At 56.9% G+C, this 13,820-nt stretch carries 8 protein-coding genes; 3 read left to right on the top strand and 5 right to left on the bottom strand.

Going from position 1 to position 13,820, the window contains the following annotated elements; all coding sequences use genetic code 11:
• Positions 1 to 107: 107 nt before the first annotated feature.
• Together IEN85_RS11515 and IEN85_RS11510 are read left to right on the top strand one after the other, a co-directional pair.
• Positions 108 to 1,382 (top strand): Gfo/Idh/MocA family protein, encoded by a 1,275-nt coding sequence (locus IEN85_RS11515; protein ID WP_191617236.1) that lies wholly within the window; start codon positions 108 to 110, stop codon positions 1,380 to 1,382.
• A gap of 37 nt (positions 1,383 to 1,419) precedes the next feature.
• Positions 1,420 to 3,084 carry a HEAT repeat domain-containing protein gene (locus IEN85_RS11510; RefSeq protein ID WP_191617235.1) on the top strand — a complete coding sequence of 555 codons (1,665 nt, stop codon included), beginning with the start codon at positions 1,420 to 1,422 and terminating at the stop codon, positions 3,082 to 3,084.
• 122 nt (positions 3,085 to 3,206) lie between these two features.
• Here IEN85_RS11510 and recJ read toward each other — a convergent pair whose 3' ends face one another.
• The 3 genes from recJ to yajC all read right to left on the bottom strand — a co-directional run bounded on the left by recJ (position 3,207) and on the right by yajC (position 7,924).
• Positions 3,207 to 4,922, bottom strand: coding sequence for a single-stranded-DNA-specific exonuclease RecJ (recJ, locus tag IEN85_RS11505; protein ID WP_191617234.1), 1,716 nt, complete (start codon positions 4,920 to 4,922; stop codon positions 3,207 to 3,209).
• Positions 4,923 to 4,925: 3 nt separating this feature from the next.
• Positions 4,926 to 7,514 (bottom strand): protein translocase subunit SecD, encoded by a 2,589-nt coding sequence (gene secD / locus IEN85_RS11500; protein ID WP_191617233.1) that lies wholly within the window; start codon positions 7,512 to 7,514, stop codon positions 4,926 to 4,928.
• A gap of 101 nt (positions 7,515 to 7,615) precedes the next feature.
• Positions 7,616 to 7,924 (bottom strand): preprotein translocase subunit YajC, encoded by a 309-nt coding sequence (gene yajC / locus IEN85_RS11495; RefSeq protein WP_191617232.1) that lies wholly within the window; start codon positions 7,922 to 7,924, stop codon positions 7,616 to 7,618.
• A gap of 107 nt (positions 7,925 to 8,031) precedes the next feature.
• Here yajC and speA point away from each other — a divergent pair, with 107 nt between their 5' ends.
• Positions 8,032 to 10,011, top strand: coding sequence for a biosynthetic arginine decarboxylase (gene speA, locus IEN85_RS11490; protein ID WP_191617231.1), 1,980 nt, complete (start codon positions 8,032 to 8,034; stop codon positions 10,009 to 10,011).
• 31 nt (positions 10,012 to 10,042) lie between these two features.
• Here speA and IEN85_RS11485 read toward each other — a convergent pair whose 3' ends face one another.
• Both IEN85_RS11485 and IEN85_RS11480 read right to left on the bottom strand, forming a co-directional pair.
• Entirely contained in the window at positions 10,043 to 10,456 is a 414-nt protein-coding gene (locus IEN85_RS11485; protein ID WP_191617230.1) for a response regulator, read from the bottom strand.
• Positions 10,453 to 13,644, bottom strand: coding sequence for an ATP-binding protein (locus IEN85_RS11480; RefSeq protein WP_191617229.1), 3,192 nt, complete (start codon positions 13,642 to 13,644; stop codon positions 10,453 to 10,455). The genes IEN85_RS11485 and IEN85_RS11480 overlap by 4 nt, the downstream gene beginning before the upstream one ends.
• Positions 13,645 to 13,820: the final 176 nt, after the last annotated feature.

The following is a 13,820-nucleotide window of genomic DNA, read 5'->3' as shown; positions in this document are numbered from 1 at the left end:
TATTATTGGGTTAGCCACCATCATCGCGAACTGATTGCCAAAAGGGCCTCTCAAAACGGGCCTATAAGGCGCATTCGAATCCCGAAAAGAACCCGAATTAACCCAATATGTCTTCCCCCCAAAATCGCCGAACCTTTCTCAAAAAAGGGGCTATCGCTGCGGCATCGACCCTCGCCGCACCGATGTTCCTCAGCGCCGCGACGCTTGGACGCGGCCAGCCCGGTCCAAACAGCCGCATCAACATCGGCCTGATCGGAAACGGCCTCATCATGAGGGGCCACCGCAGTTACTATCGCGGGCGCGACAACACCGTCGTAGCAGCGGTTTGCGACCTCTACGACGATCGACTGCAGGACGCGCTTGAGGAATGCCGCAAGGAGAACAATGCCTGCGCCGGCTACAAAGACTACGAGGAACTGCTTGCTCGCAAGGACATCGACGCAGTCGTGATCGGTACCCCCGACCACTGGCACGCCGCCCTCTCCATCGCAGCCATGAAGGCCGGCAAGGACGTTTATGTCGAAAAGCCGATGACCCTGACGATCGAGGAGGGCAAGGCCATGGTGGCGGCGGAAAAACGCTACAATCGCATTTTGCAGGTGGGATCGCAGCAGCGCTCCGAAAGAGCTTTCCGCAAGGCCGCTGAAATCGTACGTAGCGGCTGGATCGGCAAAGTAAAGGAAGTGTACTGCGGGCTCGGTTCCTTCCCTGCCCCGACGGCTTATCCCGAACATCCCGTGCCGGAAGGCTTCGACTACGAGAAGTGGTTAGGGCCTAGCCCTTGGGAGCCCTACCACGAAGAGCGCGTAAAAAGCAATTACGGCGGCGGCTGGAGATGTTTCTGGGAATACGGTTCTCGCAAAAACGGCGACTGGGGCGCTCACCACTACGACATCACGCAGTGGGCCCTCAATCGCGACAACAGCGGACCTGTCCTCTTCGTTCCGAAAGGCTACGACGAGCCGTATCAGTATTACGAGTACGACGATGGCATTCGCGTCATTCGCGATTGGGGCGATCGCAAGGGACATATGATTCGCTTCGTCGGCGAAGAAGGAGAAGTCATGGTAAGTCGCGGCGGACGCATCGACACCACCCCCACCTCGCTGGCTGGCACTCCGCTTGGCCCGTCTGACCAGCGACTTTACAAGAGCGACGACCACCGCGGCAACTGGGTCGAAGGCATCTATACGCGAAAGCCCACTATTTGCCCCGCTACGGTAGGACATCGCACGGGTACTGTCTGCCAGCTCTCGGGAATCGCAGAGCGTCTCAACCGTCCCATCAAATGGGATCCCAAGGCCGAACAAATCCTAGACGACCCCTATGCCGCCCGTTGGCAAGATCGTCCGCGACGCGCAGGCTACGAACTCCCAGCCTAATCGTATCCAAGAAGCGTATACAAAGGAAAATAACGCCATGAATTTCACAGCAAAACTCTCCCTTAAACCTCTATCTGCTGCCCTCGCCCTGCTCGCGCTCCCGCTTAGCTACGGGCAAATTCCGGCGGAGGATCTTGATTCAATCTTTAGCCGTCTCGACGGAGACGACTACGATGCCCAATACGACGCTCGCATGGACCTGCTGGCAGCTGTAGCAGAGGCTACCGCTCCCGGAAACGAAGATCAGCCCAAGCAGGTCGAGGCCCAACTATTGCAACAGCTTAAAAAGGAATCGAAGCTGACAACTCAACTCTGGATCCTGCGACAGCTCGCGCTTGTCGGCTCCGATTCATCCATCGACACCTTGGAAGCGCTGCTCAGGTCAGAAAACCGAGAACTCGTAGACGGGGCGAGGATGACGCTTCGCGTCCTGACGAACGACCCCAACGTGGAGGAAGCTCCTCAATTCAGCGACAAGCTCGACCAGCTTCTGCAAGACTTGGCCAATGCTGAAAACCCATCGATCAAGGCGGCAATCTTTGAAGCGATCGCCGAGAAAAGCCCGAAGCAAGCAGAAGCGATCCTTCTCAAGTCACCCCTTCCTGAATACATCCGGGTGGCCGCGACCTCAGGCAAGAGGCGCCTCGAGAAGGCGACGCAGAACCTGCTCGGGTCTGGCGACGTAGCGACTCAGATCGTGGTTCTCGGAGCGCTCGACGGCAAGATCCCTTCCAAGCTGGAAACCCAACTTATAGCCTTGCTGCAAAGCGAAAACGAAACATTGCAGCTGCAGACCCTAGAGGCGCTTGGACACGTCGGTTCAGCAAGGAGCTTGGACGCGGTTCTTGCCCTCAGCGATGCGCGCTCCAAGGATCTAAGCGACGCGGCGATTGAAACCTTGGCCTCGATCCAAGACCCTCGCCTAGACCGCAACTTGATGTCCGCGGCCCAAAAGGGAACAACCGAAGATAGAGTCAAAGCCCTCCGAGCGATGAGCTTCCGGGCAAGCGAGGGCATTTCCGATCTGGTCAACGCCATCGCCGCTAACACCGGCCTAGACGAGGCTTTGCGCGAAGAGGCCATTGCTTCCATGGAGCGGGTGGGCAACAACGACAGCCTTTCCGTTCTCGTTTCGATCGTACTGGAGGAAGGCAAGTCCGGACTTCGACGCGAGGCGCAAAAGGCCCTCAAGCGCATGACGCTGCGTACTGGGGACGCTGAAGCTGCGTGGGCGGCCTTCAAGGCAGGCCTCGATGCGGGAGACCTCGAGGCTAGGCAAGCCCTCATCCTCGTTGCCGACTCCGCTCCAAGCCCGCAGATGGTGGACTACTTGATGAACGCCTACGAGAGCGGTGACGAAAGTATCCAAAAAACGGTGATACGCGTCCTGCCTTCATGGCGTAACTGGGATGGAGGCAAGGCCCTGCTGGAAATCGCCCAAAAGGCTGGCAGCGACGAGAAGCTGCGCGCTCAGTGCTTCAAGGGAATTGGGCGCATCATCCTCGGCAGCGACGAAAACTACTCCTTCGATGGCAAGTACGAACTTGCAGGAGCCGCTCTCGAAGCTGCGAAGTCGGAAGCGGAGAGAAAGGCGATTCTCGATGGGTTCCGCTATGTCGTCTGGAAAGACAAACGCTACGTGTCGCAAAACGAGGTAGACCCGGAGTTAAAGGCAGCCGTCGAAAACGGTCAGGACAAGTAGTTGCTGCAGCGTATTCGCTTTTCGAGGACGGCCCACTGATTGGGTCGTCTTTTTTTTGTGGCATTGGTCGCCTTAGACTGCTCTTGCAGTGCGACGACGCGGAGGTCGTCCCTCCGCTTTTCTCAGCTTTCCCGCCAGTCGACGAGCTCGAGTTGGAGAGCTTTCTTGTTGCCGAAGGTGTTCCAGACGAGGCGGAAGGCGATGTCCACCGGCGTCTTGGCTGGAGGAATGCGATCAGCCATTTTCCAAGCGACCCCGGAGATCACTTGGTGGTGTCGGGTGGGCAAGGTGAAGCGAAAGTGAATGTCCTTGAATACGGTGACCTTGGAGCCGAAACGAATGCGGCGAGCTCCGAAGACAGGCTCGGGATTTGCCTGGCCGAAGGGTTCGAGCAGCGAAAGGTCCTTCATCAGTTTCGTATTGATATCCTCGAGACGCAGCCAAGCGGCTATCTGCAGGGTCTTCTCGACTTGATGCGTCGCTAGGTATTCGGCGAGGGCCTTGTCGAAGAAGGCGGCGAACTCAGGCACCCGCTCCTTCTTCAAGGAAATGCCGACCGCCATGGGATGCCCTCCCCAATTTTCCAAACGGTCCGAAAACGGAGCGAGGACCTCGACTAGGTTTACGCCCTCGATGCTGCGACCCGAGCCCTTGGCTAGGTCCCCTTCCCGGCCGAGTACGATTGCCGGACGGTTGAAGGCCTTGGAAACGCGGCTCGCTACGATGCCGACCACGCCGGGGTGCCAATCGTCTCCGTAAACCACGAAGCCGCTAGCCTCCGACTGCTCAGACTTGATTTGCTGCATGGCGCTTTCCGTCATGGCCCGCTCGATCTCCTGGCGCTCCCGATTAAAGGAATCGAGCTGCAGCGAGGTTTCCATGCAAAAGGAGGGGTCGTCGCTAAGGATCAATTCAACCGCAACGGAAGCGTCCGCCAAGCGTCCGCTCGCATTGATGCGAGGACCGAGACGAAAGGACACGTCGATAGGATTCACCCCGTGCCGCGCGGCCACGCCGGAAACCTTCATCAAGTTCTTGAGGCCGATGCGTTCCGTTTTGCTCAGCACCTGCAAGCCGATGCGGGCAAAGGTACGGTTCTCTTTATTGAGCGGCACCATGTCCGCCACCGTGCCCATAGAAACAAGGTCGAGGTAGTTTCGTAGCTTGATCTCGAAGGCTCGCGGATCGCCGCGCTCCCGACGGATCTTGAGGATGCCGTGGGCCAGCTTGAAGACCAATCCTACGGTGCAGAGCTGGCAATGATTCTCGCTGTCACGGTCGTTGACGTGCGGATTGACAAGAGTCACTTCCTCCGGGAGTTCCTCCTTTGCTTGGTGGTGATCCACGATGATCACCTCGCAGCCCGCATCCAGAATGCGCTGCACCGCCTCGACGGAGTTGGTGCCGCAATCCAAGGCGATGAAGAGGTCTGGCTGGTTTGCCTTGTTGAGAGCCCGCTCAACCGCCTTTTCGGACAGGCCGTATCCTTCCTCCAAGCGCAGAGGAACAATGTAGGCCGGATAGTTCTCGAACTCCTGCAAGATCGCCACCATCAAGGCTGTGCTGGTGACGCCGTCGACGTCGTAGTCGCCGCAGATAGCGATGCTCTGGCGATTGTCGATCGCCTGCGAGACGCGTTGGGCCGCCTTCTTGAGGTTGGCGATTTCGAAAGGGCAATCGATGGCCCCCAAGCGTGGGTCGAGGAAGCGTCGGGCTTCCTCGACATCGGAAAAATCGAGCCGAGCGAGCAGCTCGGCTACGGTCGGACCGACCTTAAGCGACGCTATATACTCCTTAGATAGATCGGTGGCGGGTGGACTGTATTCCCAGATAGCCAATGACTAGTCGTCTTTAGACGTGCCGCTGGAGGCAACCTTGGTGCTTACTTGCCAGTCGTACTCCGGCACGATGTCGTGGCTCGATTCGACGCTGCGGCGGTCTCCCTTGTGGTAGAAGTAGAAAACCGGGCTAGCGATGAAGATCGAGGAGAAGGTACCGGTGATGATACCAATGGTGAACGTAAAGGCGATATCGTTGATTACGCCCTTTCCGAACACCATCAGGGACACCGAGGCAAGCAAGGTGGTGATACTGGTGAGCAAGGAACGGGTGATCACCGCGTTCATGGCGATGTTGATGACTTCGCGGAGCTTGCTGGTCGGACGTAGCGTTAGTTCCTCGCGGATACGGTCGAAAACGACGATGGTATCGTTCAGCGAGTAACCGACGATCAGCAGGATGGCAGCGACCATAGGAGCCGTGAACTGGTGACCTGGGATCATGACGAACACGCCAATCGTTAGAAGGATGTCATGAACCGTCGCAACGACGGCGCCGACGCCATAGCCGATCTCGAAACGGAAGGCGATGTAGAGAAGGATCAGGCCAAGAGCCAAGGCAATGGAAAGAGCCGCGTTCTTCTGGATTTCAGCGCCGACGGAAGGACCGATTTCATTCTTTCCAAGCATCGCGTAACCAGCTTCTGGGTACGCAGCGACTAAGGCATCTACCGCAGGCTCGCCCTTTCCGAAAGCGGTTTGGATTCGCAGCACTTCGTCTCCTCCGCCAAGCTGGGCTTGGTAGAGCGGGTTGACCTCCCCGATGTCCGCTGCGGTCAAGGCGTCACGGATCTGCCCTTCGTCCAATCGTTGCTCGAAGGACATGATTACCTCGTCACCTCCCGTGAAGTCGATGCCCCAGATGCTGTCCCACTTCATGGCGAGAAAAACGACGCCTATCGCCACGACGCACCAAGAGGTGATAAAGGCGGGTTTACGGAACTTCATGAAGTCGATGTTGGAAGCGTCGAAGACCGAAAGCGTCTTGAACGACTTGAGCGTTCCGGTTGCGAAAAGCAGCTCGAGCAGAACGCGCGTAATGATCAGGGCGCAGAACATGGTAGTCATGACACCGATCGCCAAGGTGAGACCGAATCCCTTAACAGGTCCGGTACCGAGGCCGTACATCACGAAAGAAACGAGCAAAGTGGTAACGTTTGCGTCGAAGATGGTGGAGAACACCTTGTCGAAACCGCCTTCGACAGCGGACTTTAGCGCCTTGCCAGCGCGCAATTCTTCGCGAATACGCTCGAAGATGAGGATGTTGGCGTCCACCGCCATACCGACCGTCAGGACGATACCGGCGATCCCCGGAAGTGTAAGGGTGGCCCCGAAACTCGCGAGTACGCCGAGCACGATGATGACGTTGAAAAGCACCGAAACCAGAGCGATGACACCGCCGATCATGAAGTAGGCGATCATGAAGGCCGAAACCGCCGTAACGCCGATGATGGATGCCTTGACGCCAGAGTCGATCGAGTCCTTCGCCATGGAAGGACCAACTTCGTACATCTCAACCACTTCGAGCGGAAGCTCCAGCGGGTTGTTCAGGGTGTTGGCAAGGTTCTCCGCTTCACGTCGGGTGTAGTCGCCGGTGATCTGGGCGTTGCCCCCAGCGATGCGCTCGCTGACCCGCGGCGCGGACTGGAGCTGTCCGTCGAGCACGATGGCCAAAAGCCCTACTTCGCCAGAACGGGTTTGCTCGCCGCGCTGCGTGATCGCGCCTAGGCGCTCCGTCACGTCGGCAAAGAGCTTAGCTCCCTCGTCGTCGAACTGCAGAATGACTTCGAGTCCGCCCACTTGGTTGGTGCGAGGAAAGGCGTCGGCAACGTACTTGCCGGAGAGGGCTGGCAAGCGCTTTACGTAGTAGCGGCGCACAACCTCCTGCTCTCCGTTGTCGTCGACTTCCTGCATCTCGACGTAGCCGGTAGGCGTCGGGTCTGTGTAGGGATTTGCGGAGGGGTGCACTTCGCGGAATTCCAGCTTTGCGGGCGCTTGGATCGTGGAAATGATGTCAGGATTGTCCTTGGTGTTAACGCCAGCGATCTGCACTTCGATGCGGTTCTCGCCGACGGGGCGAACGATCGGTTCGCTGACCCCGAAGGTGTTGACGCGACGCTCGATGATGTTGATGGCATCCGACAGCTTCTCGCTGCGCTGGGAAGCCGGAACCTCGGACAGAGCGACCGGGTCAACCTCGAAGGTAACGGAAATGCCGCCTTGGATATCGAGGCCCTTCTTGAGGTTTGCCTTGGAGTCGGCTAGCAGTTCGGGAAGCAGGATGTTATTGCGCTTCTCCACGTTGCGCAGGTTCGCCTCCAGCTCGAGGTCGGCGAAGTACTTGCTCACATCGATGCGCTCTTCGTTGACGATGGACTTGAGGGCCATGTAGACGCTGAGCGGACGTCCGCTTTCCTCGCTCTCCTTGGAGAGTGTCTTTGCCCGCTCTACGAGGGCCGCGAACTCGGGGACGCCGGAGCGCTCGGTCACATGAGTGGCAAAGTCCTGGTCGGACATGGGGACTAGGTACGATAGGCAGAACGCGACGATGATCGCAGTGAGTGCCAGCTTCCAAAAATACTTTCCGGACATCGGGTTACTTAAGGGTTAGAGACTGTCTTGTAATAATAGAGATGCCACGCCCATCGGAGCGTGGCTCTTGTTTTGAAACTCTTTTGCGAAAATCTAAAGCTCTATTCTGCTGGTGTGACCACCGACGCGACGGATGCCTTGGAGATTTCGATCTTGGTATTTTCCGCGATCTTGACCACGAAGCGGTCGTCCTTGACGTTGGTGATGGTCCCGTAGATGCCGCCGCTGGTGACAATCTCAGCCCCGCTCTTCAGCTCGGTGATCATCTGCTGGTGCTGCTTCTGCTTTTTGCGCTGCGGAGCGATGATGAGGAAGTACATCGCCGCGAAAATGACGATGAATGGGAGGAAGCTCATGATGCCCCCTTGAGGCGCGGCTTCTTGGGCCAATACTATAGAAGAGATGTCCATTACAGGTGCGGGAATTTTAACACTAAAGGGTTCTTGAAATTGAAAGGCGCGTACTCAAGCTAGCGGCTTTTCAAAATGCAAGCCATAACCTGAACGCTAGAAACCCCGTGAGCACCAGCCCAAAATCGCGATGGACCACCTCTGAAGCAGAGCGTCTTTATGGATTCAACCGTTGGGGCACGCCCTACTTTTCCGTCGACAAGGAAGGTTTCGTGTGCGCCCACCCCGACGCCGACGAGCGTACGGTGCGAATCGACGACGTCATCAAGGAAGCAGCCAGCAAAGGCATCAAGGCGCCCATGGTTATCCGCTTCCAAGACTTGTTGAGAAATCGCGTCCAGCGGCTGAACAAGGCCTTCGCCGACTCGATCGCGGAGGAGAACTATCCTGCTCGCTATCGCGGCGTCTTTCCGATCAAGGTGAACCAGCTGCGAGAAGTAATCGAGGAGATCCGCGACGCCGGCGAAGCGCACGGCTACGGCCTCGAAGCGGGCAGCAAGCCGGAGCTCTTGATCGCGATGGCCATGCACCAAGACTCCCAAGGCCTGTTGATCTGTAACGGCTACAAAGACGAGGACTACATTCGCCTCGCCCTGAACTACCGAAAGATCGGCAAGGAGATCATTCTAGTAGCCGAGCAGTTGAGCGAGGTGGAGCTCATCATCAAGGTTTCACGCGAGTTACGCGTCGAGCCCCTCGTCGGCCTGCGGGCCAAGCTCGGCACTCGCGGCGAAGGCAAGTGGGCGATGTCGACCGGCGACAACGCGAAGTTTGGCCTAACCTCCATGGAAATGCTAGAGGCAGCCCGCATGCTGGAGAAAGCGGACCTCAAGGAGAGCTTGCGCCTGCTGCACTTCCACATCGGTTCCCAAGTTCCGAACATCATCACTTTGAAGAACGCGGTAGTCGAAGCCACTCGCTACTACTGTCAGCTCAAGAAAATGGGCTTCCCCATGGGCAGCCTGGATGTTGGCGGCGGCCTAGGCATCGACTACGACGGCTCCCGCTCCAACTACGAAAGCTCTACCAACTACTCTCTGGAGGAATACGCCCGCGACGTGGTTTACAACGTCAAGCAGATCTGCGCCAAGATGAAGGTGCCTTGCCCTGACCTGACCACGGAGAGCGGACGAGCGATCGTCGCCCCGCACAGTATCTTGATCACCGAGGTCTTCGAGCGCATTTCGAAGCGCGAGTCCCTCCTTAAGGTGCGCAAGGACGAGATAAAGGATCAGGTCGTATCGGACTTGCACGAGATGCTCTACGGTCGCAACAAGTACGGCGCGCTTGAAATCTACCACGACGCTTTGCAAAAGAAGGAGGAGGCAGACTCTCTCTTTTCCCACGGTTACCTGGACTTGGTCGGTCGCGCCCAAGCGGAGTCCCTCTTTTGGCAGATCTGCGACCGCCTCGAGAAGAAGGTGTATAAGACGCGTGGATACCAGCCAGAGGAACTGATCGGTCTTTCCGAGCTGCTCTCGGACCAGTACGTTTGCAATTTTTCAGTCTTCCAGTCGCTGCTGGACCATTGGGCCTTGGACCAGCTCTTCCCGATCACGCCTATCGCTCGCCTGAACGAACGACCAAGCGTCAACGCTATCCTGGTAGACATCACCTGCGACAGCGACGGCAAGGTATCCAAGTTCATCGATCTGGAAGACGAGAAGCAGTACTTGCCCTTGCATCCGCTCAAGAAGGGCGACCCCTACTTCCTGGGAATATTTCTAGTTGGCGCCTACCAAGACATAATGGGGGACAACCATAACCTCTTTGGCCGCGTCAACGAAGTGCACGTCTTCCTCGACGAAGACGAGGACGACGGCTTCTACATCGAGGACACCATCAAGGGCTACCGCATGAAAGACGTCCTCGAAGGCGTCCAGTACTCGGCGGAGGGGCTTTGCCAAAACCTCAAGCGTCAGATCGACAAGGCGACCAAAGAGGACATCGTTCGCCCGCGCGACGGCGTCAGCTTCATGGAGCTGTACGAGCAGCAACTGCAGACGAAGACCTACCTCAACATCACGAAAAAGAAGAAGCGTCGGGCAATCGCCAAAAAATCGGCCGCCCCCAAGGAGGACTCCTAGCCCCCCCCATCAGGCAATTCAGGCAACGCCTTCAGGCGCCAAGCTGCAGTTCTAGCGAATCCACCAGCGCGTTGAGATCTCGCACCGTCAAGGGCTTCCTCAGGTAGCGTTTGACGAGAGCGTTCGCTTCCGCTCGCTGCCGGTCCTCGCTGTGCATGGAAGTCGTTAGCATCACCACCAAGTCATTCGGGTTTTGGCGGTGGCAGGTTTGCTCGTAACGCTCGAGGAAGGCGAAGCCGTCGAGATAGGGCATATTTATATCCAAAAAAACGATACGCGGGTCGGGGGACGATTCCTTTGCAAGGTATCCGAGAGCAGAGACCGGGTTGCTGAATTGCACCGCCTCCAGTTTCAGGTCCGACTTTTTCACGACGAGACTGTTGATAAACAGGTCATCAGGATTGTCGTCCACCAAAACAACTGACTTGATCAAACCTTTACTCATTTACTTGCCCCAACTTTTCGAATCGTGAAATGGATCTTCGCTCCCTTTTGGCAATCTGGATCCATCCAAATCTCTCCTCCATGCAACTCAACGATCAACTTGCAAGTAGCCAAACCAATTCCGGTTTTGTCGACGTCCTGCAATCCCAATCGTCCGAACGGCGCCAGAGACGAGAGATTGCCATGGGAGGCGACCCCGGGACCATTGTCCTGGATGCTAAAAGCCCAAAACGAGTCCGCCTCCGTTACGCCTAGTTCGACCTCAGGCCTCTCGTTTTCGCTGGCGAAACGAACTGCATTCTCCAGCAGGTTCTCGAAGAGGTTCCGCATGAGGTTAACATTGATGCAATCGACGGCCGGCAGCTGTGGCAGCTTTATGGATACATGCTCGTGATCCTCAGCGAGCCTCCACTTGTCGACGATTTCGCCAACCAAAGGCTGGAGCTCCGCTTTCACGGTTCCCGTTTGCTTCTCGTCCAAAATGGCCTCCCCGTATTTCACGAGAGCCTCGAGATACTCGGTCATGTGATTCGCCGCATTGTTGCTTTGTTCGACAAGCTTGCGGAAGTCCGGTTCGAGCTCATCCGCCCCATGAGTCAACAAGAAGTCCAAGTGCCCTTTGATCGTGACCAAAGGCGCGTTGAAGTCGTGGGCGGTCGCGTAGACGAACTTCTTAAATTGCTCTCCTAGGCCCGCCATGGAGCGAGGCTTGGGAGCTAGTTTGCTTTGGTCAGAGAAGATCAGCCGTGGCCCCTGATCCTTTACGGCGTCGTGGCTCGAGGGCGCTTGCTGCTTATCCAGCGGGAAGCGCAACACGAACCTCGCTCCCGCTCCCTCGTGCCCCTCGACGAATGCGCGACCATTTAAAGACCCCATGATCTTTGCTACGATTGCCAAGCCAAGCCCGCTGCCATCGCCAGTTTGCTCCAAGCGTCTGAACAATTTGAATACATCCTCACGATTGCTCTCAGGTATGCCTTTCCCGTTGTCCTGCACGATTAGATCGACCCAATCCTGCGAGCGTCTAGAAAATATTTCGATCTTTGGGTTTTCCGCCGTGCATCCATACTTGAGTGCGTTGGCAATCAAGTTCTGGGCTGCTTGTCGCAGCAGTTTGGACTGCGTCCAGATCCGAGGGATCTCCTCGTCGATGCGAACCTCGCACCCCAGGCGATTGATATCCGCCTCGAAGAGGTCTCGAACCTCTGCCAGCACTTCCTTGGTATCCACATCCTCCGGAGCGCCCTCGACCTTGCCGACCTTGCCCATCTCCAGCATGTCGTTGATCAGGTTTTGCATTTGGCGAGCCGCCTTTTCCACGCGCTTCAGCAAACCTGCGGCATCCTCACCCATGTCGAAACCTCCGACTTCAAGCAGATTCACCAAGCCAAGTATCGATACAAGGGGCGCCTTCAGGTCATGCGAAACGGCATAAGTCATCTGTTCCATTTCAACGTTTTTCGAGGCAAGCGTATCGTTGATTTGCTCGATCTCGCGCTCGTGGTCCTTGCGTTTTTGCACGTCGATAATCGACCCCACCATCTTGGTTTTTCCGGTCCGTTGGTCTTCCACAAGCTGGCCTGCCGTGAAGAACCAGCGGTAGCCGTTCTTTTTCGTCAGGAGGCGATGATCTTGTTCAAAATGGGACTTGTTGCCGAAGCTGTTCTTCAGGGCCTCCAAGGTCGGCTTGAAGTCTTCTGGATGCAGCAATTCCTTGAACTTTTCGTAGCTCGCTTCGAATTCATCTGGCTCGTATCCAAGCAACTCATACATTTTCGGACTCCAATAGAGCTTGTCCTCTGTCACGTCATACCAGTGCCAAATCCCAACGTTTCCACCGCTGGTCGCCTGCTGCAGCAATAGCTCGCTTTCCCGCAGCGCCGCCCTTGCCTCCAGACGCTCGGTGACATCTACCACCGAGGCGCAGACGAACCGTCCCTCCGGGGTCTCGAAAGGATTCAGTCCGATCTCAACAGGAAAGGTCGTTCCATCCTTTCTTCTTCCGGAAAGATTCTGAATCGCCTTCCCCATGGTTCGCCGGGAAGGCTTCTCTCCAAAACTCGCCATATGGGACGAATGGCGACCTCTTGCCTCCACGGGTACCAAAGTATCGACGGGTTCGCCCACCAGTTCCGTTTCCGTGTATCCAAAAATCTCCAACAATTCCCGATTGCACTGCACAATCTTCCCCTTCCCGTCCACCACCAGGATGCCATGAGCCGCGGCTGACATAGCAGCTTGAGCGCGAGCCGCATTCGCGTCGCGCTCCTTCGACGCAACGGTAAACCTCTCTTCAAGCTCTTTCCGGAAGCGCTTCTCCGTCAGACGCTCCGCGGATACGTCCATGAAAAAGATGGCCAAGCGAGAGCCAGCGGGCACGACTCGCAGATTGATCCAACGCGCTTCCTTTTCTTCCTCCTGCACTTCGAACTCGAAACGCTGCGGTTCGCCGCTTCGAAACGCTCCTTGCAAGATCCCGCCCAAGTCGACTTGGCGAGCAAAGGACAGCGCCTCGTCGATCGCTTGACCTTGCAAGCTCTCGCCTTCGCCCCTCAGCTCGGAAGCGGCAAGCTCATTGAATTCGTCGACGAGAAAGGATGTCGCGGCCCCGTTTTCGCCTTCCACTGGATTGACGCTCACGAAGGCTTCCTGACCCCCGGTCAACATTGCCCGGAAAAGGCTGTCTCGTTCGCTCAGCTTGGACTCTACCTCCCGGTATTCCTGCTGCAGCGGAAGCTTTATAAGCATCGGTAGGGAGCGGACCAGATAGATCGCCGTCGCGACGGACGCCAGAGCCGTGGCCAGCTTAACCAGGCCCGTCAGGCGATAGGCACCGTACCATACGCTGTAAATTTCGAACACATGAGTCAGGCCGCAAAACAGGATGAACAGGCTAAACAACCAAAAGACCCCACGGAACCTCAACCCTTTGCGTCTCCTCACCAGCAGGACGAGGCAGAGCGGAATCGTGAAGTAGCTCAAAGCCACGAGGCTGTCCGAGCCGACATGCAGCCAAAGGATGTCCGGCTCCCAGAAGTAGCAATGGCCATGCGGCATGTAGTCAGCCGCGCACAGCCGCTCCACGTAGTCCGAAGGGAGCAGGTAAGCTAGCAGGAAAAGACCGGCGACGATGGCGAGCGTAACCAGAATCTCGAACCGCCACTTAAGCAAATTTGAAGAGGAGGGCACGGGTGGAACTCAAACAGGTCCGGGTACAACCGCAAGCCGGTACGCGCATTTCCCTGCTGCGTTCCTCAGATTTCACTTACAAACGTAAGGCTGAACTTGCCAAACGACAAATTGCGCGAATCGTAGTTCGTCTATCAGCCTCGTACTTCCCTCGATGCGACAGGGATGCAGCGAAG

It is taken from the genome of Pelagicoccus enzymogenes, assembly GCF_014803405.1.
Classification (GTDB): Bacteria; Verrucomicrobiota; Verrucomicrobiia; order Opitutales; family Opitutaceae; genus Pelagicoccus; species Pelagicoccus enzymogenes.
The sequence above is the reverse complement of the archived record's forward strand: the minus strand, read 5'-3'. Positions and strand labels throughout refer to the sequence as shown.

What these genes read in the sequence shown, in the direction of transcription:
- IEN85_RS11515 (WP_191617236.1), top strand. Translation starts at nt 108, where the DNA reads ATGTCTTCCCCCCAAAATCGCCGAACCTTTCTCAAAAAAGGGGCTATC.
- IEN85_RS11510 (WP_191617235.1), top strand. Translation starts at nt 1,420, where the DNA reads ATGAATTTCACAGCAAAACTCTCCCTTAAACCTCTATCTGCTGCCCTC.
- secD (WP_191617233.1), bottom strand. Translation starts at nt 7,514, where the DNA reads ATGTCCGGAAAGTATTTTTGGAAGCTGGCACTCACTGCGATCATCGTC.
- yajC (WP_191617232.1), bottom strand. Translation starts at nt 7,924, where the DNA reads ATGGACATCTCTTCTATAGTATTGGCCCAAGAAGCCGCGCCTCAAGGG.
- IEN85_RS11485 (WP_191617230.1), bottom strand. Translation starts at nt 10,456, where the DNA reads ATGAGTAAAGGTTTGATCAAGTCAGTTGTTTTGGTGGACGACAATCCT.